Annotated in this window: 20 protein-coding genes and 1 pseudogene; 8 read left to right on the top strand and 13 right to left on the bottom strand. The window is 72.1% G+C overall.

All coding sequences use genetic code 11. From position 1 onward, the window contains the following. Positions 1-11: 11 nt before the first annotated feature. The 5 genes from ACFYOY_RS36895 to ACFYOY_RS36875 form a co-directional block, all read right to left on the bottom strand. Positions 12-1,220, bottom strand: coding sequence for a glycoside hydrolase family 64 protein (locus ACFYOY_RS36895; protein ID WP_351905191.1), 1,209 nt, complete (start codon positions 1,218-1,220; stop codon positions 12-14). A gap of 125 nt (positions 1,221-1,345) precedes the next feature. Beyond that, positions 1,346-4,183, bottom strand: coding sequence for a BTAD domain-containing putative transcriptional regulator (locus tag ACFYOY_RS36890; protein ID WP_351905188.1), 2,838 nt, complete (start codon positions 4,181-4,183; stop codon positions 1,346-1,348). A gap of 179 nt (positions 4,184-4,362) precedes the next feature. Then, entirely contained in the window at positions 4,363-5,208 is an 846-nt protein-coding gene (locus tag ACFYOY_RS36885; protein WP_388591989.1) for a BTAD domain-containing putative transcriptional regulator, read from the bottom strand. Next, entirely contained in the window at positions 5,205-8,522 is a 3,318-nt protein-coding gene (locus ACFYOY_RS36880) for a type 2 lanthipeptide synthetase LanM family protein (RefSeq protein ID WP_388591987.1), read from the bottom strand. The genes ACFYOY_RS36885 and ACFYOY_RS36880 overlap by 4 nt, the downstream gene beginning before the upstream one ends. 124 nt (positions 8,523-8,646) lie before the next feature. Beyond that, entirely contained in the window at positions 8,647-8,862 is a 216-nt protein-coding gene (locus ACFYOY_RS36875) for a mersacidin/lichenicidin family type 2 lantibiotic (RefSeq protein ID WP_351905179.1), read from the bottom strand. A 241-nt stretch (positions 8,863-9,103) separates the two neighbouring features. On the opposite strand from ACFYOY_RS36875, the gene ACFYOY_RS36870 reads away from it, so the two are divergent. The 3 genes from ACFYOY_RS36870 to ACFYOY_RS36860 all read left to right on the top strand — a co-directional run bounded on the left by ACFYOY_RS36870 (position 9,104) and on the right by ACFYOY_RS36860 (position 12,431). Next, a complete protein-coding gene (locus ACFYOY_RS36870; RefSeq protein ID WP_388591985.1) occupies positions 9,104-11,269 on the top strand; it encodes a peptidase domain-containing ABC transporter in 2,166 nt (721 codons plus the stop codon). Between the two features lie 218 nt (positions 11,270-11,487). Beyond that, the gene (locus ACFYOY_RS36865; RefSeq protein ID WP_167746280.1) at positions 11,488-11,661 is read left to right on the top strand and encodes a hypothetical protein; all 174 of its coding nucleotides are present in this window, start codon (positions 11,488-11,490) and stop codon (positions 11,659-11,661) included. 119 nt (positions 11,662-11,780) lie between these two features. Continuing rightward, positions 11,781-12,431, top strand: coding sequence for a TetR/AcrR family transcriptional regulator (locus ACFYOY_RS36860; protein ID WP_388591982.1), 651 nt, complete (start codon positions 11,781-11,783; stop codon positions 12,429-12,431). A 28-nt stretch (positions 12,432-12,459) separates the two neighbouring features. On the opposite strand, the gene ACFYOY_RS36855 is transcribed toward ACFYOY_RS36860, so the two are convergent. The 6 genes and pseudogenes from ACFYOY_RS36855 to ACFYOY_RS36830 all read right to left on the bottom strand — a co-directional run bounded on the left by ACFYOY_RS36855 (position 12,460) and on the right by ACFYOY_RS36830 (position 16,858). Further along, positions 12,460-13,332 carry a triphosphoribosyl-dephospho-CoA synthase gene (locus tag ACFYOY_RS36855; protein WP_351900288.1) on the bottom strand — a complete coding sequence of 291 codons (873 nt, stop codon included), beginning with the start codon at positions 13,330-13,332 and terminating at the stop codon, positions 12,460-12,462. A 152-nt stretch (positions 13,333-13,484) separates the two neighbouring features. After that, positions 13,485-13,712 carry a hypothetical protein gene (locus ACFYOY_RS36850; protein WP_351900008.1) on the bottom strand — a complete coding sequence of 76 codons (228 nt, stop codon included), beginning with the start codon at positions 13,710-13,712 and terminating at the stop codon, positions 13,485-13,487. A 129-nt stretch (positions 13,713-13,841) separates the two neighbouring features. After that, positions 13,842-14,153: pseudogene (locus tag ACFYOY_RS36845) on the bottom strand (VOC family protein); the annotation flags it as partial. A gap of 151 nt (positions 14,154-14,304) precedes the next feature. Next, positions 14,305-15,366: a 4-oxalomesaconate tautomerase gene (locus tag ACFYOY_RS36840; RefSeq protein ID WP_351900011.1), complete on the bottom strand. Its 1,062-nt coding sequence runs from the start codon at positions 15,364-15,366 to the stop codon at positions 14,305-14,307. Then, the gene (locus ACFYOY_RS36835; protein WP_388591980.1) at positions 15,363-16,124 is read right to left on the bottom strand and encodes a 4-carboxy-4-hydroxy-2-oxoadipate aldolase/oxaloacetate decarboxylase; all 762 of its coding nucleotides are present in this window, start codon (positions 16,122-16,124) and stop codon (positions 15,363-15,365) included. Before ACFYOY_RS36835 ends, ACFYOY_RS36840 begins: the two co-directional genes overlap by 4 nt. A gap of 65 nt (positions 16,125-16,189) precedes the next feature. Continuing rightward, entirely contained in the window at positions 16,190-16,858 is a 669-nt protein-coding gene (locus tag ACFYOY_RS36830) for a GntR family transcriptional regulator (RefSeq protein ID WP_351900020.1), read from the bottom strand. Positions 16,859-17,053: 195 nt separating this feature from the next. Here ACFYOY_RS36830 and ACFYOY_RS36825 point away from each other — a divergent pair, with 195 nt between their 5' ends. Next, positions 17,054-19,630: a polysaccharide lyase family 8 super-sandwich domain-containing protein gene (locus ACFYOY_RS36825; protein WP_388592009.1), complete on the top strand. Its 2,577-nt coding sequence runs from the start codon at positions 17,054-17,056 to the stop codon at positions 19,628-19,630. On the opposite strand, the gene ACFYOY_RS36820 is transcribed toward ACFYOY_RS36825, so the two are convergent. Further along, a complete protein-coding gene (locus ACFYOY_RS36820; RefSeq protein ID WP_388591978.1) occupies positions 19,611-21,221 on the bottom strand; it encodes an APC family permease in 1,611 nt (536 codons plus the stop codon). The two genes, ACFYOY_RS36825 and ACFYOY_RS36820, sit on opposite strands and share 20 nt — an antisense overlap. 202 nt (positions 21,222-21,423) lie before the next feature. Between ACFYOY_RS36820 and ACFYOY_RS36815 the strand changes: the two genes are divergently transcribed. From ACFYOY_RS36815 to ACFYOY_RS36800, 4 genes are all read left to right on the top strand, one after another. After that, positions 21,424-22,287 (top strand): polysaccharide deacetylase family protein, encoded by an 864-nt coding sequence (locus tag ACFYOY_RS36815; protein ID WP_388591976.1) that lies wholly within the window; start codon positions 21,424-21,426, stop codon positions 22,285-22,287. Between the two features lie 51 nt (positions 22,288-22,338). Continuing rightward, positions 22,339-22,893, top strand: coding sequence for a DoxX family protein (locus tag ACFYOY_RS36810; protein ID WP_388591974.1), 555 nt, complete (start codon positions 22,339-22,341; stop codon positions 22,891-22,893). 130 nt (positions 22,894-23,023) lie between these two features. Next, positions 23,024-24,076, top strand: a complete 1,053-nt coding sequence (locus ACFYOY_RS36805; RefSeq protein ID WP_388591972.1) for an alpha/beta fold hydrolase — start codon at positions 23,024-23,026, stop codon at positions 24,074-24,076. 46 nt (positions 24,077-24,122) lie between these two features. Next, on the top strand, positions 24,123-24,593 hold the full coding sequence (locus ACFYOY_RS36800) for a hypothetical protein (RefSeq protein ID WP_351900049.1): 471 nt from the start codon (positions 24,123-24,125) through the stop codon (positions 24,591-24,593). A gap of 70 nt (positions 24,594-24,663) precedes the next feature. Here ACFYOY_RS36800 and ACFYOY_RS36795 read toward each other — a convergent pair whose 3' ends face one another. Further along, positions 24,664-25,431, bottom strand: a complete 768-nt coding sequence (locus ACFYOY_RS36795) for an NPP1 family protein (RefSeq protein WP_351900056.1) — start codon at positions 25,429-25,431, stop codon at positions 24,664-24,666. Positions 25,432-25,670: the final 239 nt, after the last annotated feature.

The raw sequence follows: 25,670 nt of genomic DNA, 5'->3' as shown, positions 1-25,670 counted from the left end.
CTCCTGCCGGTCTAGTTGAAGGGGTCCAGGGTGATGGACGCCTGCTGCGGATTGCCGTCGTGGACGAGCGACTCGTGCTGGCCGACGTCGTCGAAGGCGAAGGCGTACGCCTTGCCGTCGGCCATCTGGGCGTGGATCGCACGGGCGTAGTGGTTGGTCACGGCGTCGGTGTAGAACCCGGCGTCACTGGTGTCGGGCTGGTTGGAGTTGGTGAGCAGGGTCGTGCGGTTGTAGCCGGCGCACAGGGTGCGCGAAATCGGGCCGCGCACCTGGTCGTTGGGTGCGTCCAGGCGCTTGTAGCAGCCGAAGACGGAGTCGGAGTCCGGCTTCTGGAAGCTGGTGACCACGGCTCCGGAGCCGTTGGTGAAGTTCATGACGTCGCCGGCGACCCGCCCGAAGTACTTGGTGTTCGGCCGGTCGGCGAAGGGTGTGACCGTCAGGGTGGAGTTGGTGTACTTCTGCCACACCCGGTTGATGTAGTCGTCCATCGTGTTCGCGGGCAGCCCGCCCGCCTCGATGCCGTGCCCGGGCGCCAGGGCCCGAAGGACGGTGCCGTCCGGGCGGGTCTGGATGAGGCCCGCCCAGCCGCCCGGCTGGGCGCGCAGTGCGTTGAAGACGCCGTTGTAGCCGCCGGGCTTGAGGTGACCGGCGCTCTTCACGCCGCCGTCGGCGCCCTGCACGCCCACCGCGTAGGGCGCGGAGAACATGTCGACCTGGGTGCTGTTGATGTACAGGCCGGAGTCGTCGAGGGTGAACTCGCTCCAGTTGAACAGGATGTTCCTGTTGGGATCGGAGGGGTTCTGCACGGCGGGCTGCACCAGGCCGCCGGTGGTGAGCCGGAAGTCCAGCTTCTGGCCGTAGGAGAAGTAGACCCGGCCGGAGAGCTTCGGGATGCGGATCGTCAGGGCCTGGCCGTTTGCCGGACCGGCGATCGACGCGTCGGGGGCCGGGGTCGGCGGGTTGCCGCCGGCGGGCCAGGGGTGGAAGGTCCCGGAGGCGTCGGCCCAGCCCTGCTGCCCGGTCGAGAGCAGGGTGCCGATCGTATAGACGTAGATCTGGTCGCCGCGCCCGGAGTTGTTGGTGAACTTCAGCGGGATCGTGCTCGGCACGGCCGTCCGGGCGGACGCCTCGGGGGCCAGCGCGGACATGCCCAGGGCCAGCAGCAGGGCTGACGCCCAGCAGGGCAGGGTCCGGAATCGGGTGGAGACGCGTCTGGACATACATCACCTCTCGCGCGGCGGCACGGCCGCGTCAGCGGGGGGAATGGGGGCTCATGGTACTGAGGGGTGCGGGGTCATCATGGCAGTGAACATGACACTGGTCTAGACATACTCACGTACCGACATCAGCGCACGGCCGGGTGGGGAGCCACGGGGCGGTGAGGGCGTGCCCGGTCGAGTTCGTCCCGTTTGGCGCGGAGCTCGTCGGTGTCCGGATGGCCGATCTCGAGGGCGATCTCCAGGGCGTGACACCGGGCGGCACGGGCCGCGTCGAGGTCGCCCGCGGCCAGCTGGGTGTCGCCGAGATGGTTCAGGACCTCGGTCTCGTTGTATCGGTCGCCGAAGCCGCGCACCAGACGCAGGGCCCGGGCATAGCACTTCACGGCAGCCGGGTACTCGGCCAGGTGATGGTGGGCGTAGCCGAGGCTGTCCCACGCCCCCGCCTCGGCATGCCCGTCGTCGATCTCCTGGTTCACGGACACCGCCTGGGCGCAGTAGTCCAGGGTCTGCCGGTAGTCGCCCTGTACGGCGTGTACCCAACCGACGTTGTTCAGCGCCAGGGCCTCTCCGGCCCGATGGCCCGCCTGCCGATAGAGCGTCAACGCCCGTTCATTGTGGCCGAGCGCGTCCCGGTGGCGGCCCAGTCGGCCGCAGACCCAGCCCAGGCCGCGATGCACATGTGCCTGACGGATGGGATCGCCCAGCCGCTCGTAGAGGTCCAGGGCGTGTCGGAAATGGCGGTGTCCCTCGTCGAGGCGGCCCATCTGGGTGTGGCAGTTGCCGAGGCCGCGGTGGGCACCGGCCCGCCACGCCGGATCGCCGAGCCGCTGGGCCGCGCCGAGGGCGATGTGCTGGACGGCGGCCCAGTCGTGCCAGTGTCCGCGGTAGTCGAAATAGGTCTCCAGGTTCCTGGCCAGCCGCCAGGCGCCCGCGTCGAGACCGGCGCCGGCCGCCAGGTCGACCACGCCCAGCAGTACGGCGTGCTCGGCGGTGAACCACCCCAGTGCCGCGGCCTGGTCCGCCATCTCCTGCGGACCGGCACCCGGCACGGCGGGTGGCAGGGGGACGGGGTCCCGGTGAGGGTCCAGCAGCCCGGCCGCGCGATCGGCGGTGTGCAGATAATGCTCGACGACGCGGTGCCGCGCGGCCCTCCGGTCGGCCTCGGGGTCCACGGTGTGGGCCAGTTCGCCCGCGTAGGCGCGGAGCAGGTCGTGCAGCGCGTATCGACCGGGCGTGACCTCGCCGACCAGGTGCACCCGGCTCAACTCGGCCAGCAGGGCGCGCACCCGGGGAACCGGAAGACCTGCCACGCCCGCCGCGCCCGGCAGGGAGACGTCCGGTCCGGGGTGGACGCCGAGCAGCCGGAACAGCCGCGCGGCGTCCGTGCCGAGCGCGTGATACGACCAGGAGAACACGGCCCGTACATCGGTCGCGGTATCGCCCCCGCTGAAGGCGTCCAGGCCCAGCTGGGTGTCGTGCAGCTCCGCGGCCAGCGTCCGCAGGGGAAACCGCGGGGTCACCGCGACCCTCGCGGCCACGACCGCCAGCGCCAGCGGAAGCCCCGCGCACGCCGCCGCGATCGCGTCGAACGCCATCGGATCGTCCGTCCGCCGGACCCGCCGCAGGTGCCGCTCCAAAAGCAGCCGCGCCTCGCCGTCGGTGAGCGGGTCCACCGCGCAGGGACGTGCGCCATTGGCGGCGATCAGTCCGGTCAGGCGGTCACGGCTGGTCACCAGCACCACACAGCCGCCCGAGCCGGGGAGCAGCGACCGCACCTGGTCGGCGTCGCGGGCGTTGTCCAGCATGATCAGCATCCGGCGGCCGGCGACCAGCGACCGGTACAGCCCGGCCTGGGCATCCGGGTCGGCGGGCATCTCCTGCGGGTCCACGCCCAGAGCGCCGAGGAAGCCGCGCACGGCCACCGGCGCGGGCACCGGGCCGGCGGCGGGAGCGAACCCGCGCAGGTTCACATACAGCTGCCCGTCCGGGAAGCGCGAGAGATGGCGATGGGCCCAGCGCAACGCGAGCCAGGTCTTGCCCACCCCGCCGACACCGGTGATCGCCGCGATGTCGAGCGTGCCGTCACCAGCGGCGGCCCCGCACAGGTCGTCGAGGGCCGCGAGTTCCCGCTCGCGGCCGACGAACGTGACCGGCGGTGCCGGGAGTTGCTGCGGCACCGGCTGCGGTCGGCGCCGGGGCGCCGCGCCCCCGGTCGCGGGGGCGCGGTCGAGGGCCGGATCCGCGGTGAGGATCTGCTGGCGCAGGCGCACCAGCGGCGGGCTGGGATCGAGCCCCGTCTCCTCGGCCAGCCGGCGCCGGATGCGCTCATGGTGCTCCAGCGCCTCGGTCTGGCGCCCGCACCGGTACAGGGCCAGCATCAGCTGCCCGGCCACCCGCTCGTCCAGCGGATGGGCGTCGGCGCGGGCGGCCAGCTCGGGCAGCGCCCGGCTGTGCTGTCCCAGCCGCAGCCGCACGTCCATCAGGTCCAGTTGTCCGGTGAACCGCTCAGCCTCCAGCACGGAACGCTGAGCGTTGAACCAGGGGGTGTCCGCCCCGGCGAACGCCTCACCCCGCCACAGCCCCAGGGCGGTCTCCCACAGCGCCGCCGCGTCCTCCCCGCTGTCGGCCGCACGAGCCCGGCCGGCCGTCTCACGGAAGCGGAGCACGTCCACGGCAGTGGTCTCCGCCGCCAGCCGGTAGCCGCCCTGCTCGCGCACCAGCTCCGCTCCCGTGCCCGTCAGCGCCTGCCGTAACCGGGATACATACGCGTACAGCGCCTCCCGGCCACGCCGGGGCACGCTCACTCCCCACACCCGGTCCACCAGCAGCCCCGTGGGCACCACCCGCCCCGCGTCGACGGCCAGGGCGGCGAGCACCAGCCGCTGCCGTGCGTGGCCCACGTCCACCGGCGCCCCGTCCCGCCACACCGTGATGGCACCGAGCACGCCGAATCGCGCCCCCATGCGTTTCCCCCGTTGTGTCGTAGCCCCCGCGCCGACTACCTGTATGTGACAGTCGGCGCAATACCGAGTCAACAACTCCCTAAGGTACGGGGAGGACTTCCCGGTATGGAAGGGACATCACGACGGAGAACGCGAGCCGGACGTACGGTGCGTCATCGTTCGTCGCCCGGGCCCGCCCTTCACACCCCCCGGGCGACCGATGGCGCGCCGATCGCCTTCGACACCAGCCCCGGCAGATCCGCGAGGGAGTCCCGGATGATCGCCTGCTCCATGGCGAGGACGTCCGCTCCCGGCCTGATGCCCAGCTCCTCGGCCAGTACGTGCCGCAACTGCCGGGCCGCACCGAGCGCGTCGGCACGGCGCCCGGCCAGGCACAGCGCGATCATGAGCTGATGGCGGAAGGACTCGCGCAGCGGATGGGCCGCGACGAGAATCTCCAATTCCGGTACGACGTCCTGGGCGTGTCCCTGGTGCAGTTCGGCCCACGCCCATGCCTCGGTGGCCGCGAGCCGCGCCTCCTCCAGCCGCACCAGTTCGGTGGTGATCGCGGGGATGTCCGGCACATCGGCGAGCAGGGGCCCGCGCCACATGGCCAGGGCCCGCCGCAACCCCTCCGCCGCCCGCCCGCTCTCTCCCCCGGCCAGGGACCCGCGCGCCGCCCGCGCGAGTGCCGTGAAACGGTCGGCGTCCAGCTCACCGAAGTCCACCGCCAGCCGGTAGCCGGGCGGGCTGGTGAGCAGCCGGCTTCCGTCCCGCCCCGCCGGGCGCAGCTCCGGCAGGGGCGCGGGGAGTGCGCGCCTGAGCCGGTGGACATACTGCTGGACCAGCTTGGGGGCGGACTTCGGCGCCCTGTCCGGCCAGAGCTGCTCCAGCAGTTCCCCGGCCGGCACCGTACGGTTGGCGTTGACGAGCAGCACGGCCAGCAGCGCACGGCACTTGCCCTGGCCCACCATGCGGAAGGTGCCGTCCGGCTGCCCGAGCTCCAGCGGTCCGAGGATGCGGTAGCGCACCGGTGCCGGTGTCATCGGCACCCACCGCGGCCTCGGCCGCCGCTCCCGCCGTCGGCTCGCGGAGCGGCGAGGGTGAGGACGTCGGGCACCCGGTCCGGCGCGACCACACGCAGCAGTCCGTATCCGATCCCGGCCGAGCCGGTCATCAGCCCGGGGGTGGTCACTCCCATCGGGACACCCGGACGAACGTCCCCGGCCAGGACCCGGTCGGCCACCAGGCGTGCCACGCGGGGGCCGAGCTCATCGGTCTCCCCCAGCGCGGGCCCGGCCGCGAGCAGCGTCGCCACCAGCCCCAGGTCCCCGTGGCACAGCGAGTCGTTGCCCAGGCCCGTGTGGACTCCGTCCCGCAGCAGGTCGCCGCGGACGGTATCCGCGGCGATGCGCAGGTCCTCCGCGAGGAGCCGGTGGGTATCGGCTAGCCCCTCGACGCCGAGCAGCGCCGCCCGGACCAGCCCGATACCGGCGGCACCGTGACACCAGGCGTTCATGAACGATCCCTGGGGAACGATGCTGCGCAGATCCGGCCAGTTGCCCCGCTCGGGGACCAGACCGTGGCGTTCGAACCGGAGCGCCTCCTCGCACAGCCGGTAGTGGTGGCCGTCGCCGGTCACCTCGGCTGCGCGGGCCAGGGCGAGAGCGAAGCCGCTCGCCCCGTGGGACATGCCCAGCAGCGGCCGGTCGGGGTCGACCGCCGTCCGCCAGGCCACTCCGCCGGTCACCTCGGTCGCCGCCTTGGCGAGCGTGCCCGCGGCGATCCGCAGAGCGTCCGTGATGCGCTCGTCCGGACGCATCCGGTGGAGCGCGGCCAGGGCCAGCGCCGCCCCGGCCGTTCCCTGCACCACATCGAGTTCGCGGTCGCCCTCGAACCGTCCGGCCAGCTCCGGAACCAGCACGGCGGCCGCGTCGAGCAGTTCGGGCGCGTCCCACAGCGCGGCCAGGTGGGTGAGCGTGTAGACGGCGCCGCCCAGTTCGCCGAACCCCCCGATACTCAGGTTGAAACGAACGTGGCGGCCACGGTCGGGGCTCGTCAGCGAGTCCGCGAGCGATCCCGCGATGCGTTCGGCCACGTCCCGGTACCGCTGCTCTCCCGTCATCGAGCCGAGGTGCGCCAGGAACAGCGCGATGCCGCTCACTCCGTCGTAGAGGCTGATCCCGGCGGGCCCCGCGCGCCAGTAGCGCTCGCCCACGACGTTGAGCGACAGCCAGTGCGGCGGCTGGTCGTCGGTGCCGTGCACCGCGGTGTCGAGCAGCTCGTCCGCGAGGACGATCGCGGCCCGCAGGGCGTGCCGGGTGTCGACGGCACGGTCGGGCAGCTCCCGCGGCTGGGGTGCGGGCCGCGTCTGCGTGCCGAAGGTGAGGCCCGTCAGTGATGCCTCGATGCACCACTGCTGGCGGCGCAGATCGGCGGAGCCCATGCGGCGGATCTTGGAGCGCACAGCCTCCATCCCGGAGGTGGCTAGGAAGTCGCGGACTACGACACCGTCCGCGTCGCACAGGTCGGTGGCGGACGGCGTGGTGTGGTAGGTCGGCACATCGAGCCGGGCCAGCTGGCGTTGTTCGCTGGTCAGCAGCTCCATTCGGCCCTCGATACCCCGATGGCCGCCCGCGAGGCCGGCTTCGAGCACATACTCCCAGTCCAGCGAGTCGCGCAGGACGTCCGGGTGCATCGACTCGGCGAGAATGCGGCCGTAGACCGAGGTCGGCCGGGGCACATAGCGCACGGTGTCCTCGGCGAAGGCGGCGATCTGGCCGTCCTCGGCGAGCAGTTCGTCCCGCTCCCGCTCGATGAGCCGGTACGCGGCTGTGAAGCCCTCCGCCAGGGATCGGCGGTACCGCAGCGGATCGACGGGCGTTCCGCCCACGGAGGCCCGGTTGACCGCACCGGAGATGGGCATCCGCTCGCGCACCAGTCTCATCTCGTCGGTACCCTGGCCCGCGTAGGTCGGCAGCACGCTCGGGGAGAGCTGGTCGCCGCCGCCCGCGAGCCCGCTGATCTCCGCGTCACGCCAGCCCGAGTCGTCCACCTCGATGATCCGCTCCGGCAGCAGCCCCATGCCCAGGACGGAGTCGTTGAGGACATCGGGGACCGCGCCGGCGATCCGCAGGACGGGGTCGGTCACGGCGCGCAACCGGCCGAGGAAGGTGGCCTCCAAGTCGACGAACACGGGGTGCTCCCCAGCCGCGATCAGGTTCTGCAGATGCAGATCCGCACCACAGATGGCGTGGAACAGCGCGAGATGGGCGCCCTGGCGCCAGAAGAACCGGTCGGCCTCGGCCTCGTCGGCGCACGTCCCGGAGGCCACGTACTCCACCCATCCGTACCCGGGGCGGGACAGCACCTCCACGGTACGCAGTGGATGGCGCAGCCCCCGGTCGTTGAGGCTGCCGAGCAGATCGTTGAAGTGGCGCTCAACGGCGACCGACCGCGGTTTGTAGACCAGCTTCGTGCCGTCGGAGAGGGTGAGCAGCGCGACCGACCGGCCGCCGTTGTGGGTGTCACCGGCGCCGAACCCGATGTCCGTCACATCGCAGAGGCCACGCCAGGAGCCGCCGAACACCGCGCGCAGCCGGGGCAGATCGGCCAGGAACCGCTCGGCGAACTCCTGCCTCACGTCGATCCAGTGGCGTAGCGAGGCCACCAGTTCACGGGCCAGCACGGGGTATTCGGACAGGATCTCCAGCGCCCGCCCGGGGTCGCGGACCGTGGCCAGAAACGAGGCGAACCGCTCCTCGGGGGTGGCGCCGGCCAGGCCCCCGGTCACCCTGGCCACGTTGAGTTCCAGGACCAGTACACGGGACACCATGCCGGAGATCGTGTCCAGGGCGGGGAGCAGGAGGGGATGGTGCGAAGGCAGCCCCGTCACCCGGCGCCGAAGTTCCCCTCTGGCCCAGCGCAGCAGCGGCAGGGCCAGTTCGGCCGGACCCAGCCCGGACCGGTGGTCGTGGCCGTGACCGTGGGCCGCCGCATGTGCCTGCCCACGGATGTCGTCGTCGCCGTCCGAGGTGTGGTGCCGCCATGCCTCGGCGATCACCTCCAGCCACTCGGGTGCGGGCAACCGTGCGGCGAGCGACTCCGCGGGCTCGCCCAGCAAGGTGATCAGCTCCTCCTCGGTGATCCCCGTGGCCGTCCAGCGCTCCAGCTGGTCCCCACCGGTGGCCGGCTTTCCGGCGGAGAAGAGCAGGCCGCTGCGCCACAGCTCCAGGCGGCGCAGCCCGTGCGCGCGCTGCTCGGCCGTGGCCGCCGCCGGGGCGCCGGGGCGCCGGTCGTGCAGGGGCACACCTCGCCACCACGTCGTCGAGTCCAGGATTTCCCGCTGCCGGTCTCTCATTTCTCCCCCATTGGTCGATGGTTCCGTCGCGGTGGAGACGGTCGGTGTGGTCCGTTCCGGCGCGGACCCCGTGGGGCCCGCGCCGGAACGGACCATGGGTCACCGCGTCAGCGGACGCACCGGGTCAGGCACAGAGCCAGTCACAGGTGAAGCAGGTGCGGCAGGTCTTGTGACCGCAGGTCACCCAGGTGTCGGTGAGCCCCCCGCCCACGACGTTGTCCAGCCGCTGGTCGGTCAGCTCGATGGCACCCGCCGGGTGGGCGGGCAGTGCGCTGAGCTCCTCGGAGCTCAGCTGGGCGCGGAAGACCGGGTCCTTCCATGCCTTGGTGGTCCGGTTCATGGTTCCTCCGTTCGACGTGCTCTCATCGGCTTGTTCATGGACGTCACGTCCGGTCGGCCCGGTGTGACACAGCCCAAACTGGACGGGCGAGTTGGCCGGGAACCTTGCGAAAACCTTGTGCCGTCTCTCTCGCGGCGCCATCCGCACCGGTCCGGATCGCGATGAACCGGCGGTGAACCCGGACCGAACCGCTGTGCCGCACGCTGCTGCGCCATGGAACACGGCGCGGGAGGAGACATGGATGAGCGGCAGGCAGGTGACGGTGCGGGTGCCGTTCGTGGCCCAGATGAGCGAGGTCGAGTGCGGTCCGGCCTGTCTGGCCATGGTGCTGGGCGCGTACCACCGCAGGGTGCCCCTGCGGGAGCTGCGGGCGGAGTTCGGGGTGAGCCGCGATGGCGCGAGCGCCCGCCGGATCCTGGAGGTCGCGCGCGCCCACGGGCTCGAGGCCCGGGGACTGAAGGTGCGGCCGGACGCACTCGGTGCGGTACGGGGGCCCGCCATCGCCCACTGGGACGACCACCACTTCGTGGTGGTACGGGGTGCCGGGCGCAAGGGGGTGCGGATACTCGACCCGGGCGAGGGACGCACCACCGTCTCCCATGAGGAGTTCCGCACGCGGTGCTCGGGCACCCTGCTGGAGTTCGCCCCCGGGCCGTCGTTCGCCGAGCGGAGCGGGCCCCGGGATTCCTGGCCACTGCGGCTGATACGCGACATGATGCGGATGGCGCCACGGTGGGCGGTCCTCGCGGTCCTGCTCTCCGGGATGGTGCAGCTACTCGGCCTGGGATCGGCGCTTCTCACCAAGTACGGCATCGACACGCTCATCGGTGAACGGGCCGGGACGCTCTCGAGTTTCTCCTTGAGCCTCGCCGGTTTCGTATTGGTCTACGCGCTGATCGGGCTCGGCCGGGCCGGAGCCTTGCTGGTATTGCAGCACCGGCTGGACGGCGCGCTCGGCGACCGGTTTATGACCCATCTGTTCCGTCTGCCGTTCGGCTATTTCCAGGCCCGTAGCAGCGGGGATCTGCTGGCCCGCCTCAACAGCAACACAGTGATCAGGGACCTGTTGACCTCACGCATGGTCACCTTGGCCATCGACAGTGTCTTCGTGGTCGGCTATCTGGTGCTGCTGTGCGCCTTCAGCCCCTGGTACGCGCTCCTGGCAGTGGGGCTGGGCGGGACGCAGATCGCCATCGTGCTGGCGACTCTGCGGCCGGCCAACGCCCTGGCGAAACGGGAGCTGAGCGCCGAGGCCGCCACCCAGTCGGTGGCGGTCGACGCGTTGCGGGGCGCGGAGTTCGTGAAGAGCGCGGGGCTGACCGGCGCCGTGCTCGACCGCTGGCGACGGTCGCTGGGCGACTACCTGCGAGCGGCGTTCCACCGGCGCCGGCTGGACGCCCTCACCGACTCCCTCACCCTGCTGTTGCAGGTGGCGTCCCCGCTGGTGCTGTTGCTGCTGGGCATCGCGCAGGTGCGCTCGGGTGCACTGACGATCGGCTCGATGATCGCGCTCAACGCGGTCGCGGCCGGGCTGCTCACCCCGATCGCCGGGCTGGCCACGAGCATGCGCTACCTCCAGACCATCGGGGCCCATCTGGAGCGGGTGCACGATGTGCTGGACGAGCGACCGGAGGTCCGACGGCCGGGCGTCATCGCCCCGGCCGCGGTGCGGGGCGAGATCGAACTGCGCGGGGTGGGGTTCCGCTACGGGCAGGGGCCGTGGATCCTGCGCGATCTGACACTGCGCGTTCCCGCGGGCGCGAAACTCGCCGTCGTCGGGGCCAGCGGTTCGGGCAAGACGACAATGATCCGCCTGCTCGCCGGGCTGTTGCGGCCGACCGAGGGCACGGTGCTGCTCGACGGGCGCGACATCGATGAGTACGACGCGGACAGCCTGCGCCGCCGCTTCGGTGTCGTCACACAGGAACCCCATGTCTTCGGCGGCACCATCGGGTCGAATCTGCGGATCGGCCGGGGCGACCTGCCGGACGAGGCCCTCTTCGAGGCGCTCGGCCGGGCCGGGCTGCTCGCCGATGTGCGGCGGATGCCCATGGGACTGGATACACATGTGGCGGAGGGCGGGAGTGCGCTGTCCGGGGGCCAGCGCCAGCGTCTGGCGATCGCCCGTGCGCTCCTGGCCGACCCCGCGCTGCTGGTGCTGGACGAGGCCACGAGCCACCTGGACGCCGTGACCGAGGCGGAGGTGGCCGGCGAGCTGTCCGCGCTGGGCTGCACCAGGATCGTCGTCGCGCACCGGATCAGCACGATCATGGATGCGGACGAGATCGTCGTACTGCACGACGGCCGCTTCACGGAGGGTGGTGTCCACGACGACCTCATGCTGGCCCAGGGCCGGTACGCCGCGCTGGTGAACCGCCAGCTCCCGGTCTCGCTCCGGCCGTCGTGATCGCCGGTCGGCCCGTTCCCGATCGGCCAGGAGACGCGGGCCCCGCGGGGTCATCCGCGCACCCGCGGGTTACCCGGCGGCCGGCGGACAGCCCAAGCCCAAGGGGCTGCCGGACGGCAGGCCATCCGAGGGGCGGGGCCGGAGCCCGGCCGCACCGCGCCTACGTGGACATTCGGGCGTAAAATCGGCACCGTCCGCACTAGGAGCGGAGGCATCACATGACCGAGCCGGCTCCCTCCCACACCGAACGCAAACGGGAAACCGGCCACCCGGACGTGCCGTGGACGACCCCCTCGCAGGCCGAGGGGGAGCGCGACGACGAACAGGACACCGGCCACCCCGACGTACAGAGGACGACTCCTTCACAGGCCGAAGGGGAACGGTGGGATTAGGCACCGCCCCTCTCGGCGCCCGGGCCCGCCTGCCGGTGATGTCCCACCGGTCGGCGGGCCCAGCCGTGCGGGCGGGCGGAGCGGTCCTGGGCGGCGGCTATCCTGACCGGGGAGGCGAGATGGCACGCGCGACACAGACCGCCGGGACGAGCGGCACCGGCCGACCGGCACCGCGCCACCACGGCAACCGGCACGGGCGCAGCGAGCAGGCCCGGCTGGCGGTGCTGAACGCCGCGGACGACCTGCTGGCCGAGAAGGGTTTCGCGGGCGTCACCATGGAGGGGATCGCCACCCGGGCCGGGGTCGCCAAGCAGACGATCTACCGCTGGTGGAGCACCAAGACCGACATCCTCATGGACGCCTTCCTCCAGGATGTGGCGGAGGACCTGCCCGTGCGCGACCGCGGTGATCTCGCCCTGGACCTGCGCAGCTATCTGCGCGACCTGGCCGGGTTCCTCAGCGCCTCCGACCCCGGCGCCGTCTTCAAGGCCCTGGTCGCCCAGGCGCAGCACGATCCGGTCTTCGCCCGGGACTTCCGGTCCCGGTACCTCGACGACCAGCGCCGCCGCGACCGCCTCCCGCTGGAACGGGCCATGGAGCGCGGGGAGTTGCCGCCCGGCCTGGACCTGACGGCCGAGACCGACCAGCTCACGGGCCCCGTCTACTACCGGGTGCTGGTGACCGACGAACCCGTCGGCCAGGAGTTCACCGACCGGCTCGTGGACGCCTTCCTCCACCGCCACGGACTGACCCCACCGTCGAACGACTGACGGCGCGAGACCACCCGCCCGGACGGAGTCACCGCACGGACGAGACCGTGACCGCCGGTGCCGGGAGACCCTCCACCGCGAGACCGTCCAGGAACAGGGCCCCCGCCAGCACCGCGGCGCTTCCGCGCGGCGCGATGCCCCGCTCACGCAGGTCCGTGTCCAGCGCGGCCAGGGCGACGGCTCCCTCGGGGGTTGCGGTGCCACCCGACTCGAGCACGGCATGCGCCCCCTCCTTGACCCGTCGGAGGCCCGGCGGGCCCGCCCGGTACAGCGGGCCGGTGTCCTGGAGGGTGCTCATCACGGTGAGCAGCGCGTCCAGGCGCGCCTGGGTCTCGGTGGCCCCCGCCGCACGCGCCCGGGACAGGGCGTCCAGGGCGCGGCGCACATGGGGAAACGCGGCCCGTGCCTCACCGCGCACCCCCGGCGCCCCATAGGTGGCCGAGACGTGCGAGCCCGGTGAGGGCCGGCGCGGTGCGCCACGGTCGGGGTGGTCCGCGATCCGCTTGGCGGTGGCGGTCATCTCACCGGGCCCGGCGCCCGGCCGCAGCGCGGCGGCCGCCACCAGCAGGCCCATCGCCCACAGCGCGCCATGGTGAAGGGGGCCGGTGGCCGCGCCGCCACCGGCCCGCGCCATCGTCCACTCGGCGCAGCGGCCGATGGCACCCAGCTCCTCGCGCAGCGCCCGCGACGGCTCCCCGGGACGGCGGGCGGCGGCGGCCATGGCCGCGAACCCGGGCGCCAGGGCCTTGGCCGACCAGCGCAGTGCGAGCAGATCCGCACCGGTGGCGCGGGCCTGCAGATCGCGGGTGTCGGCGAGGCCCGGTTTGGGCGTCAGCTCCGCCTGGGCGATCAGGGCGAGCACGGCGGCCCGTGCCAGTGCCTCATCCGTGGAGCGCGTCATGGGCATGCCCGGAGGCTAGACGTCGAACCTTTCAGTGAGATGGGACGTTCCTGTGGCCCCGCTGTGCGGCGTGGTCATCCCGTGGTGGAAACGGGCCGCGCGGGACCGCCCCGCGGGGTGCGCCGAGCGGTACGCAGGCCCGGTGAGGCCGATCATGACGGTGGCGAACAGCGCGGTGGCGGCGAGGCATAACTGCCGAGGTCACCGGCCCGGCCCGGGCTCAGCCCGAGGTCGGGGTCGTCGAGCATGCCGGGCAGCACGGCACCGTAGACGAACAGATCGAGGCCGTCGAAGAGGACGACCGTCCAGCACAGCGCGACCACGAGGGCGGCGAGTGCCGTGCCGTGCGAACGGGCGGCGGGGGTGAGTAAGGAGGACATGGCATTCCCCTCGTCGTGGAGGCGTGTCCTGCGGGCGGGTTCGCGGGTGGCCGGTCAGTCGATCGGCGGGGTGCCGTGGGTGTGGAAGGACTCGATGGTCTTCAGACCCCGTGCCTGGCCCTTGGCGCGGCCGATACCGGGTTCGTCCTCGACCCAGCGCCCGGGGAGGCCGGCGGCCTCGGCCTCCTTCACCCGGCGGTGGAGGGCTTCCGCACCGGCCGCGCGCAGGGCGGTGCGGCGGATACCCGAGGTCGGGTGGGCGGTGAGGGTCAGGCTGTGGTGTTCGTAGTCATCCCAGGTCCGCAGGTGGACCGAGTCACCGGAGCGGCCGTTCTCGGTCAGGCCGAGGACGGTGGTGAAGAACCACAGACTGCGGTCGGGGTCGGGGGTGAGCAGCTCGACATGCCCGAGGTGGGCGATGTCCCCGAGCGGCGGGGTCATCGGCAACTCCTCCAGAAGGGCGGGCGGTTGGGGAATGGGGGTGTGACGGGGCAAGGCATGGTGGTGCCGAAGAGGAGGGGGGTGTGGGCGCGACCGGGTGCCCGGGTGGCGGCGGCCGGGCACCGGTGTGTGGGCGCCACGGGCCGCCGGATCAGGCGGGACGGGGAAAGACCGTGCCGTCGAAGATCTTCCGCGCGGTGCGCACGACTGCCGTTTCCCGTGCCACGGGAGTGGCTCCGTTGTCCACGGCCGTGTCGATGTCCAGGAAGCCGGTGGGGTGTTCAATACGCAGCCGCTCCCCCGTCGCCGGGAGCCGGGCCACGTCCTCACCGACGTTTCCCTCGACGCACAGCCCGGCGGCGACACTGGCGGCTCCCAGGACGCCGATCGCCGTGTGGCAGCGGACCGGGATGAAGGTGCGGGTCATCACGGCGCCACCGTGCGCGGGCGGGGCCAGCAGGCTGAGCTTGGGCACGGTCGTGGCACTGACATCGCCCAGGCCCATCAACGGGCCCGCCTCCCGCCGGATTTCCTGGAGCCGGGCGCCGAGCACCGTGTCCGCCTCCAGTTCCCCGGGGTCCTCATAGCCGGTGACGTTCAGGGCGGACGCGGCGATCAGTACGGTCGGCATGCCGTTGTCCACGCAGGTCACCGGGGTGCCGTCGATGAGGTCACGGACGTGGCCGGTGGGCAGCAGAGGGCCGCTGCCCTGCTGGAAGCCGATCACCAGCGGGGCGGCGGATCCCGGGACGCCCGAGATTTCGGCCGAGCCGGTGTAGTCGACGCGCCGGTCCGGGGTGGGAACGGTCACCGTGGCGTGGTCACCGCTGTTGACCATCCTGATCCGCACCGGCGTCCGCCCGTCCCGGGCGGCGGCCAGGCCACGTTCCACGGCGAAGGGGCCGATCCCGGCCAGGAGGTTGCCGCAGTTCTGCCGGTCGGAGACCTCGGCCCGGTCCACACCGATCTGCAGGAACAGATAGTCGACATCGGCGTCCGGGTCCCGGGAGGCGGAGACGACGGCCACCTTGCTGGTGAGGGGATGGGCTCCGCCGAGGCCGTCGATCTGCCGTGGATCGGGGCTGCCCATGATCCGCAGCAGCAGATCGTCCCGGGCACCGGGGTCGGACGGCAGGTCCTCCGCGAGGAAATAGGCGCCCTTGGAGGTGCCGCCGCGCATCAGCATGCAGCGCACCCCCTCCGGCCCGCTCATGAGACGGCCCCGCCCTGGACGTGTCCGGCATGCTCGGCGTACGACTGGTACCGCACCCCGAGCCGGTCGAGGGTCTCCCGCAACCCGTAGCGGTCCAGGCCCAGTTGCCCCTCGGCGAAGGCGGCCCGGGTGGCTTCCTCCTTCGCGGTGCGGGCCTTCGCCGCCTCGACGGCCGTGGCGGCCGACTCGCGCGGTACGTACATCACCCCGTCGTCGTCGGCGAGGATCACATCGCCGGGGCGTATGCACTGCCCGCCCACCACCACGGGCACATTGACGGATCCGGCCGTGGCCTTCACGGTGCCCTGCGCGCACACGGCCGCCGACCACACGGGGAAGCCCATCGCGCGCAGTTCGGCGGTGTCGCGCACCCCGGCGTCGATGACCAGGCCGCGGACACCGCGGTGATGGAGCGCGGTGGCGAAGAGCTCGCCGAACATGCCGTCCGTGGACGGCGAGGTGGTGGCGACGACGAGGATGTCGCCCTCGGCGCACTGCTCGACCGCGGCGTGGATCATCAGGTTGTCGCCGGGCCAGCACAGCGCCGTGACCGCGGTGCCCGCGATGCGCACGTCCTGCTGGACGGGGCGCAGCCCGGGGCCGAGGCATCCGGTGCGGCCCATGGCCTCGTGCACCGTGGCCACGCCGTACCCCCGCAGGGCGTCCACATGCTCGGCCCCGGCGCGTGGCGGATCGGTGACGATCACACCGGCCGGCCGTGCGGCAGCGGGCGCGTCGCCCGCGTTACCGTGCGTCATTGCTGATATCTCCTTGCTGGACAGGTCGGTGACCCACCCCGCGGCGCGAGCCCCGCGTCATGTGCTCACGGCGTCGAAGCCGGCGCTTCGCTCAAGGCGTCGATCACACTGGCGAGGTGGGCACGGACGGCCGCTTCGGCCGCCTGTGGGTCCCTGGCCCTGATCGCTTCGATCACGGCCAGGTGTTCACCCAGGGACCGCTGGGCACGCCCCGGCCGCAGCGCGAGCTGGAACCGATGGCGCACCAGCTGTGCGTTGAGCCGCTCCAGCAGCTCCACCGCCACCTGCTGACCGGAGAACTCCCGGATGCGGGCGTGCAGTTGGTGATTGAGGTCGGAGTAGGTCAGCGGTTCACCGTCGGCGACCGCCTTGGACATCGCCGTGCCCAGGTCGGCCAGCTCGGCCAGCTGCTCCGCACTGGCCTCGACAGCCGCCTTGGCGGCGCACAGCCCTTCCAGGACCATGCGGCATTCGGTGATGGCCACGGCCTCCTCCACGCTCACCACCCGCACCCGTGAGCCACGGTTGCGGATCCGCTCGACCAGCCCCTCGGACGCCAGATCGATCAGCGCCGCGCGGATGCTCGCCCGTGTCACATCGAATTGCTCGGCGAGCTCGTTCTCCACCAGCCGCTGGGCCGGTGCCATCTCCCCGCGCAAAATCGCCTGCCGCAGCTGCTCCATCGCATGCTGCTTGGCCTGCTCTCCGGTGCCTGGACGAGCTTCCTTCGGCATCGCGTGCCCTCCCTGAGTGAGTGCCTGTCGAAGGTAAATCTAGGCCAACAAGATTGTCAACGATTCTGTTGTCCATATTGGCGACATAAACCCGCCCGCGTTCCCCCGATTCCGGTCTCGTGACAGGGGAAGCCGGGGTTGCTTGAATGGTGCGGCGGTTCCCCATCGGACCCCGTCGACCGTTGGAGCGTGCCCGTGCCTCTCTCGCGTCGTGCCCTCGTCTCCACGCTCCCTGCCGCCACCCTGTCGGCCATGGCCCTGCCGCTGCGCGCACAGGCGGCGGGACGTCCGGCCGCGGCCGGTGGGAGGGCGGACGGTGAAGCGTCCGGGGCCGCTCACACCCGGCTGATCGACAACACCGTGGCCGTCTTCGCCGGGACGCGCGAGACAGGCGCACGCCCCGAGGTGCGCGCCAAACTCGCGGCCATCGCCGAGACCGCCCGCTCCCGGCTCACCGCGATGGACCGCGCCGGGCAGGGCGAGCTCTTCCAGGGCCTCGCCCTGGGCACGAGCGATCCCCACCTGATCACCTCGTTCCAGTACCTTTACGAGATCGCCCTCGCCACCCGCACACCGGAAGGCGGCACACCCTCCGGGCTGCCCGGTGACACCGGAGTCCAGCGGCGCGTCATCGACGGCCTGATATGGCTCCACGAGCACTACTACGGCGACCAGTCGAAGGGCTACTACGGCAACTGGTTCACCTGGGAGATCGGCATCTCCACCCACGTCACCAAGATCCTGGCGCTGCTCGTGGACGAACTCGCCGCGTACCGGCCCGAGCTGGCCGCCACCTACGTCGCCTCGATGGACGCGTATCTGCGCAATGGCAAGGCCGGTGACGTCGACCTCGACTCACGCTTCCACACCGGCGCCAACCTCGCCGACATCACCACCAACCGCATCCTCCAGGGCGCCGTGCTCGGCGACGACGCCCGGATCACCAAGGCCCTCGCCGACCAGCTGACCGTCCTGGCCACGATCGACCCCTACGAGCTGCGGCACGGTGTCACCGACGGCTTCTACGCCGACGGCTCCTTCATCCAGCACGCGTCCGTGGCCTACACGGGCTCCTACGGCAAGGGGTTGCTCACCCGTGTCGTGCAGACCATCAAGATGCTCGACGGCACCGGGTACACCACCGACGACCGGCTGGTCCGCGTCGTGCAGGGGTGGGTGGTGGACGGCTTCGCACCGCTGATCTTCGAGGGCTGGCTGATGGAGATCGTCAAGGGGCGCGGGGTGTCCCGCCCGGCGACGGGGTACGCCGACGCGGCCGAGGTGGTGGAGGCCGTGGTGGGCCTGTCCGCCCACGCCACCGGCGCCGACGCCACCGCGCTGAAGGGCTATGTCTCGTATCTGCGGCAGACCTCGAAGGCCACGCTCGACCCTTCGGCGTTCGTGTCCCCGGTGAGCATCGCCCGCTACGCCGACATCCTCGCCGACTCCTCGATCCCGGCGCGGGACCTCGGGCCCGCCGAGCGCCATGTCGCGTTCAACGCGATGGACAGAACCGTCCACCGGCGCCCCGGTTATGCCTTCGCCCTGGCCCGGAGCTCGTCCAGGATCAGCCGATACGAGTACATGAGCGGTGAGAACCTGATGCCCTGGTTCCAGGGGGACGGCGCCCACCATCTGTATCTCTCCGGCCAGGATCAGACCCAGGCGTTCGGCATCGACTACCTCACCACCGTCCCGCCCCACCGCCTCGCCGGTGTCACCGCCCCCGTGGAGACCCGCCGCACCGTCCCCGAGCTCTACGGCACGCTCTGGTACGACAATCCCGAGCGTGGCTTCACCTCCTCGTCGGAGGCGCAGAACACCTATGTCTACTTCCCCCGCGGCACCCACCCGTTCTCCGGTGGCGCCGCCCTGGGCGCGTACGGTGTGACGGGGCTCGTCCAGTCCGACGACGTGGCGTACGCCGCGAAACAGACGGGCGACCTCCCCGACGACTTCGTGGTGTACCGCAACGCCGATGCCACCAAGTCGTGGTTCCTGTTCGACGACGAGATCGTGGTGCTGGCCGCGGGGGTCGGCGACGCCGCCGGCCGCGCGGTGGCGACGACCCTCGACACCCGGATCGCCGCCCCCTCGGACACCCTCGCCCTCACCGGGCGGCTCCGCGGCGGTGCGCCCTGGTCCGGCACCGGCACGGCCCCCCTCGCCTGGCTGCGGTACGCCAATGCCACCCGGGCCGCCTCGGTCGGATATGTCTTCCTCGACGGGCCACCGCCCACGGTCACGCTCGACACCGTCACCCGCAGCCGCCGCGCCGTCCGCCTCGCCAACCCCGACCTCCCGGTGACCAAACAGCTCTTCGCCGTCACGGTGGAGCGGCCGGCCGGGGCGCCGCACACCTCGATGGCGTACGCCCTCGTCCCGGGCGCCACCGAACGCCAACTGGGCGCCTACGCCCGTCGGCCGCTCGCCGTCCTGGCCAACACCACCCGGCTGCAGGCCGTGGCCCACCGGGGTCTGCGGATCACCGCGCTCAACGCCTTCACCCCCGGCACCCATCGCGCCGGGCGGCTGTCGGTGCGCGGACCCGGCTCGGTGCTCCTGCGGGAGGCCCAGGACGGCGCCTTGGCGATCGCGGTGTCCGATCCGACCACCGAGCGCGACACGGTCTCGGTCGTCATCCGGGGCCGCAGGATGAGGGCCGTGGCGGCGGACGACGGGGTCCGGGTGGGCCGGGTGCCCGGCGGCACCCGGATCGTCGCCACCACCCGCCACGCCTACGGCCGGAGCTTCACGGCGACGCTGCGCTGACCTGCGAGGTGCGCAGGTGCCGGGCGCCCGCGCGGACCGCCCACACGAACACGGCGAGGGCGAGGACGCCCACCACCACGGTGTCGTACGGCGCCGGGAGGCGGGCGGAACCGCCGAAGGTGCCGAGCCACGACAGCACGGTCAGCGCGGCCAGATGGAAGACCAGCCAGGCGCCACGCCGCAGCTCCTCCCCCAGGGACGCGCCACCGTCCTCACGACGCTGCAACAGGAACAACACCGCGCCGACCAGCACGAAGGGCAGCGCGAGCCGCAGATCGTGCCAGCCCGACCAGTAGACGAACTCGCTGGCCACCACGAAGCTCACCGGTGCGATCCAGCGCACCCCCGGCACCCGGCCCTCGGCCCGCGTCACTCCCCGCTCGCGGTCGTGTGCCCGGAACGCCGCGACGGCGACCGCCGAGGCCGCGTAGATCAGCAGATACATGTCCCCCATCACGCTCACGATGTCCTGCCAGCCGCCGAACGGCAGCATGAAGACGACAATGACCGCCAAGTTGAGCAGCAGCGCCCGGCGCGCCACCCCGGACCGGGGGTGGATGCGCATGAAGAAGCGGGGCAGCAGCCCGTTCTTGGCCAGGGCGTAGGTGTGGCGAGCGTCGATGGCCACGCCCACATAGGCCGATCCGCCCGGTGAGATCACCGCGTCGGCGTAGAGCAGCGTGGCCAGCCAGTGGAGATTGAGCACCAGGGCGAGCTGCCCGAAGGGCGACTCGAAGTTGACTCCCTTCCAGCCGTGGCCCAGCAGCGACTCGGGCACCGTGAACAGGAAGGCCAGCTGGAGCCCGAGGTAGACCAGCACGGCGAGGCCGATGCCGGTGAGCACCGCGGCCGGTACGGTACGGCGCGGGTTGCGCGCCTCCCCGGAGAAGTCGAGCGGGGCCTGGAAGCCGTTGACGGAGTACACAATGCCGCCACCGGCGAGCGCGGTCAGACAGGCCGCGTAGCCGTACGGCGCGAAACCGCCGTGATCCGTGAGGCGTCCGGAGTGGGTGCCGGACAGGAACAGCGCGACAATGGTGAGGACGGGGACGACGACCTTGAACACCGAGATGAGGTTGTTCAGCCGGGCGAATATCCGCACGGCGAACCAGTTGCACACCGTCAGTACCACACTGAGCGCGACGGCCACGCCGAGGCCCGAGACGGTGAGTGTGCCGCCGCTGTAGAGCCCTGGGAGATAGTGGGCGGCGTACTGCATGATCGCGCTGATCTCGGCCGCCGTACCGCCCACCGAGAGCAGCACGGACCAGCCGATCATCGTGCCGACCAGCCGCCCGCTGGCGTACAGCGGCCAGCGCACGGTGCCGCCGCCCTCCGGTCGGGTGGCGCCGAGCTCCACCATCACCAGGGCGATCAGGGCGCACAGCACCCCCGCCCCGATCCAGGACAGCAGGGCGGCGGGGCCGGCGGTCTGAGCGGCGTACAGGGCCGCGAACAGCCACCCGGACCCCAGGATGTTGGAGAACCCGATCGCGGTCAGGCCCCAGAATCCGAGGTCCTTATGGAGTCGTCGCTCCTCGGCGAGCACTGCCGGGGCGGCGGTGGACTCCGGTGGGTGGTTCTGCGGCACGCGGCTCGTCTCCTCGGTGGTGCATGAACATACAAAGGCCCAGCGTGCCATGCGTGCCGACGGGCGCCCCCGACGCGCCCCGGACCTCGGTGCGAGCCCATGGCCGTGCGCGGCCGAGAGCCCATGGCCGTGCCCGGCGATCGACGGAAAAACACACCTCACCAGCGAGAAATCGTCACATATCACCCAGGGGCGTGTTCTCATGCATCAGGTGTCCTCTCCCTCCCGCCGTGATGTCCTGCGGTCCGCGAGCGGTGCCGTCGCGGCCACGACGTGCGGCGTCGGCTGCGGCCACCACGCCGTGTCCTCGTCGTCCAGACCCGCCGGTGCCACCGAGACGCCGTCCACCGGTGCGGCCTCGGACCGGGCCACGCCCGCCGGACACGCGCCGCGCGAACCGGTGCGCTTCCCCGGACTGCCACCCCAGATCGTCCACGGCCCGCGCGGCGGGGGCGCGGTGGCCCTCACCTTCCACGGCCAGGGCGACCCGGAGCTGGCCCGCTCGATGCTGTCCGAGGCCGAGCGGGCCGGGGCCCGGATCACCGTCCTCGCCGTCGGCACCTGGCTCGACGAGCATCCGGAGCTGGCCCGGCGGGTCCTGGACGGCGGCCATGAACTGGGCAACCACACCATGCGGCACCGCGCCGTCTGCGCACTGCCCGCCGACGAGGCGTACGCGGAGATCACCGAATGCGCCGACCGGCTGCGCCGCCTCACCGGGACCATCGGAAGCTGGTTCCGGCCGTCGCAGGCGCGTACCGCCACGGTCCTCGTGACCGGTCTGGCGGCCCGCGCCGGGTACCCGCACGTCCTCTCTTACGACGTGGATTCCCAGGACTTCCAGGACCCGGGGCCGGACGCGGTGCGGGACACGATCCTCGGCCAGATCCGCGCCGGTTCCGTGGCCAGTCTGCACTTCGGTCACACCGGAACCCTGACCGCGCTCCCCGCGGTCCTCGACGGTCTGCGCGGGCGCGGTCTGCGCGCGGTCACCGCGACGGAGCTGATGCACTCCGGTGGCGTACCAGCGAAAGCGAGCCCCGGGAGGCGTACCGAGACTGGGTGAGACGCCGGGCGACCGCTCGTGGTGTGCCCGTACGGGAGCGGAGGAGACCCCATGCACCACCGCAAGGATCTCGGACTGCTCGCACTGCGCCTCGGTGTGGGCGGGGTCCTGGCCGCGCACGGCACACAGAAGCTCTTCGGCTGGTGCGGCGGCGATGGCCTGGACCGTACCGGCCAGGCCATGGAGGCGATGGGTTTCCGTCCGGGACGGGTCAATGCCTTGATGGCCGGGCTGGGCGAGGCGGGCGGCGGGCTGCTGCTCGCGCTCGGCTTCGCCACTCCCGCGGCCGGGGCGGCGGCCGCGGGGACGATGGCGGGCGCGGTGTCGGTGAACGCGCCGGCCGGGTTCTTCGCCCAGTCCGGGGGCTATGAGTTCGCGGCCCTGCTGGGATGCTCGGCGGCGGCGCTCGGGATCGCGGGGCCCGGCCGCTACTCGCTCGATCACCTCACCTGCCATGTGCTGGACCAGCCATGGCTGATCGCGACGGCGTTCAGCATGAGCGCGCTCACGGCGGCCGCGGTGATCAGACGCCGGATCGCGGTGACCGCGGAGCGGGAGCTCGCCGAGGAGCAGGGGGTCATCGACGAGCAGGAGCTCGCCGAGTAGGGCGCGCCCCTCCCCCTCACCCCCCGCACATCACCTCTCCGGCAGGTGACGCACGGCGTGCGAGGGGCGCACCCGTGCGCCATGGTGGATGCCAGGGCCCGGGAGCGGTCGCACTGGTGGAGGGTGCGGAATGTTCAACAGGCGCAGCTTCGGGAAGATCGTGGGCGCGAGTGCGGTCGGGGCGCCGTTCGCCATCCGCGCCACCGGCTCGGCGGAGTCCGCGGGGGAAGCCCCGGAGGAGCGGCGGACGCCGCCCGCGCGGCCGCACACATCCTTCGCCGCCCTGCGGCAGATCAAGGCCGGGGAGCTGAACGTCGGCTACGCCGAGGCCGGTCCGGCCCATGGCCCCGCGGTCGTCCTGCTGCACGGCTGGCCCTATGACATCCACAGCTACGTCGATGTGGCGCCCTTGCTGGCCGCCGAGGGCTATCGGGTGGTGGTCCCGTATCTGCGCGGCTATGGGACGACGCGGTTTCGATCGCCCCGGACGTTCCGCGACGGTCAGCAGTCGGTGTTCGCCCTCGACCTTCTCGCCCTGATGGACGCCCTCGGGATCGAGCGGGCCATCCTCGCCGGATACGACTGGGGCTCGCGGACGGCCGACATCGTCGCGGCCCTGTGGCCCAAGCGCTGCAAGGCCCTGGTCTCGGTGACCGGCTATCTGATCACCAACCGGGAGAAGAACAAGCAGCCGCAGCCGCCGAAAGTCGAATGGGCCTGGTGGTATCAGTACTACTTCGCCACGCAGCGGGGTGTGCTCGGGCTGGAGAACCCGGAGTACCGGCGTCAACTGGCGCGGCTCGTCTGGCGGTTCAACTCGCCGACATGGCATTTCGACGAGGCCACCTTCGCTCGCACCGCCGCCGCCTTCCGGAATCCGGACTATGTCCGCATCGTGATCCACAACTATCGGTGGCGGCTGGGGCTCGCGGCGGGTGATCCCCGGTACGACGGTTTGGAGCGGCGCCTCGCCAAGGGCCCCGTCATCGGCGTGCCCACCGTCACGCTGGACGGCGGGCGCGATCCCTTCACCCCCGCCGGGGGCGGTGCCTCCTACCGGGACAAGTTCTCGGGTCCGTACGCCCACCGGACGCTGCAGGGCATCGGCCACAATGTGCCCCAGGAGGCTCCCGAAGCCTTCGCCGATGCCGTGGTCGAGGCCGACGGTCTGCGACGGCGCTGAACACCGCCGCCGGACCTCGGGCCGCCACGTCCGAAGGGGGCAGGGGATGGCGGAGTTCGAGGTGGCCACCGGCGCCGCGGGGGTCCCCGACGGCGACGACCGGGGTCGCCGGGCCGCGGTACAAACCGCGTTCGAGGGGCTGCTGCAGATCCGCCGGCTGATGAACGCCGACGCCGCCGACCCCGAAGGTGTGCCCGCCGAGTGGGAGCGGCGGCAGCCGGTGCGGGCCGTGGCCCTCGCTCTGGAGGCCGCCGGTGTTCCGCCGTCGGCCACCGACGCGGAGGGCCGGCGCACGGCGACCGGATACTGTCTCGGCGCGGCGGAGGGGACCGGGGTGGTGCGGGTCGAGTGGCTGGGGCCGCCGGGCAGTGGTGCCGGGTACGCGGCGGAGGACGCGCTGCGCAACTGTGCGGCCGTGCTGCGGCGGCTGGGCTGGGAGGCGCTGGAGTACCGGGGGCCGCGCCGCCACCGTTATCTCGAGGTCGAGCCGCCGCCGGTCGGGCCTTCCCGGCGCTGACCCGACCTGGGCCGAACCGGCCCGGGAGGCGCGGGCTGTGATGCCACGTCGCCTCCCGGGCCGGTGCAGGTCACGCGTTGGGGTCGAAGGGGATCTCGGACGGCTTGGCCTTCGCGAGGTGCGAGGCGAAGGTGCTGTCCTTGAGGCCCAGGGTGGCACTGCCGAAGTCGGCCTGACTCAGCTTGTCGCGCAGCCCGGCGGGGTAGCCGTTCCAGCCGACCAGCGCGGGGTACTGCCAGGTCTGGTGGTGGTTCTCCGGCGGCTCGTCGCCTGAGTTCGCCGGGCGGAAGCAGTGGGTGCTCACACCGTCCTTGTGGTACACGACCTTGGGGTGGGTCCCGTCCCAGCGGATCTGGTCCCGGTTGTAGATGTTGAAGTTGCCGTGGGCCGAGGTGGCGACGTACTTGGCCTCGTTGTCCTGCACCCACACCACGACGTGCTCCCAGTCGTGGCGGTGTCCGCCGAGACCGCTCCCGGCCACGGCCTGGTCCTTCTCGAAGTACAGGCCGTAGATGACCGCGCACCAGCCGTTGTTGCACTTGGAGCGGGAGTATCCGTTGGTGTTGTCGAGGTCCCAGGAGTCGCGGCACTGGCCGTTGAGGGCCCCGCTCGGGTTGAGCCCGCCCGCGATCGTCCCGTCGGGCCCGATGGCGGGGGTGGGGTAGCAGCCGTCGGTGTCGTAGTCGAACGCCGGCTGGAACGTCTGCTCCGTGCCGTCCGCGTTGGCGGGCAGAGCCGTGGGCGGGTCCGCGAGCGCACTGCCCGGAAAGGCCACGACGAGCGCGATGGCGCTGCCGAGGATGGCGGATCCCCTACGGATCCGCGAACTCTTCTTCACTGCGTCCTCCTGAACGACCGCGGCGTGGCGCCACGAGGGGGGGGTGGTTGGCATGCTCAGGTCAGCATGATCGCATTCCTCGAGCGGCGGCGGGAGGTGTCGCCGTGATGAAAAGTCAGCCAACAGCTATAGCAGGTGAAGTGGGCTGGCGCCCAGGAGGGGACGGGCGGCGGGCGCGGGACGTGGCGGCTGCGCGGACGGATCCCGGTGAAATACTCGGCGCGGACCGCGGGCAGCGT

It is taken from the genome of Streptomyces sp. NPDC007875 (genome assembly GCF_042868035.1).
GTDB classification, from domain to species: Bacteria; Actinomycetota; Actinomycetes; order Streptomycetales; family Streptomycetaceae; genus Streptomyces; species Streptomyces antimycoticus.
This window is presented reverse-complemented; position numbering and strand designations above follow the sequence as displayed.

What these genes read in the sequence shown, in the direction of transcription:
- ACFYOY_RS36895 (WP_351905191.1), bottom strand. Translation starts at nt 1,220, where the DNA reads ATGTCCAGACGCGTCTCCACCCGATTCCGGACCCTGCCCTGCTGGGCG.
- ACFYOY_RS36890 (WP_351905188.1), bottom strand. Translation starts at nt 4,183, where the DNA reads ATGGGGGCGCGATTCGGCGTGCTCGGTGCCATCACGGTGTGGCGGGAC.
- ACFYOY_RS36885 (WP_388591989.1), bottom strand. Translation starts at nt 5,208, where the DNA reads ATGACACCGGCACCGGTGCGCTACCGCATCCTCGGACCGCTGGAGCTC.
- ACFYOY_RS36880 (WP_388591987.1), bottom strand. Translation starts at nt 8,522, where the DNA reads ATGAGAGACCGGCAGCGGGAAATCCTGGACTCGACGACGTGGTGGCGA.
- ACFYOY_RS36875 (WP_351905179.1), bottom strand. Translation starts at nt 8,862, where the DNA reads ATGAACCGGACCACCAAGGCATGGAAGGACCCGGTCTTCCGCGCCCAG.
- ACFYOY_RS36870 (WP_388591985.1), top strand. Translation starts at nt 9,104, where the DNA reads ATGAGCGGCAGGCAGGTGACGGTGCGGGTGCCGTTCGTGGCCCAGATG.
- ACFYOY_RS36865 (WP_167746280.1), top strand. Translation starts at nt 11,488, where the DNA reads ATGACCGAGCCGGCTCCCTCCCACACCGAACGCAAACGGGAAACCGGC.
- ACFYOY_RS36860 (WP_388591982.1), top strand. Translation starts at nt 11,781, where the DNA reads ATGGCACGCGCGACACAGACCGCCGGGACGAGCGGCACCGGCCGACCG.
- ACFYOY_RS36855 (WP_351900288.1), bottom strand. Translation starts at nt 13,332, where the DNA reads ATGACGCGCTCCACGGATGAGGCACTGGCACGGGCCGCCGTGCTCGCC.
- ACFYOY_RS36850 (WP_351900008.1), bottom strand. Translation starts at nt 13,712, where the DNA reads ATGTCCTCCTTACTCACCCCCGCCGCCCGTTCGCACGGCACGGCACTC.
- ACFYOY_RS36840 (WP_351900011.1), bottom strand. Translation starts at nt 15,366, where the DNA reads ATGAGCGGGCCGGAGGGGGTGCGCTGCATGCTGATGCGCGGCGGCACC.
- ACFYOY_RS36835 (WP_388591980.1), bottom strand. Translation starts at nt 16,124, where the DNA reads ATGACGCACGGTAACGCGGGCGACGCGCCCGCTGCCGCACGGCCGGCC.
- ACFYOY_RS36830 (WP_351900020.1), bottom strand. Translation starts at nt 16,858, where the DNA reads ATGCCGAAGGAAGCTCGTCCAGGCACCGGAGAGCAGGCCAAGCAGCAT.
- ACFYOY_RS36815 (WP_388591976.1), top strand. Translation starts at nt 21,424, where the DNA reads ATGCATCAGGTGTCCTCTCCCTCCCGCCGTGATGTCCTGCGGTCCGCG.
- ACFYOY_RS36810 (WP_388591974.1), top strand. Translation starts at nt 22,339, where the DNA reads ATGCACCACCGCAAGGATCTCGGACTGCTCGCACTGCGCCTCGGTGTG.
- ACFYOY_RS36805 (WP_388591972.1), top strand. Translation starts at nt 23,024, where the DNA reads ATGTTCAACAGGCGCAGCTTCGGGAAGATCGTGGGCGCGAGTGCGGTC.
- ACFYOY_RS36800 (WP_351900049.1), top strand. Translation starts at nt 24,123, where the DNA reads ATGGCGGAGTTCGAGGTGGCCACCGGCGCCGCGGGGGTCCCCGACGGC.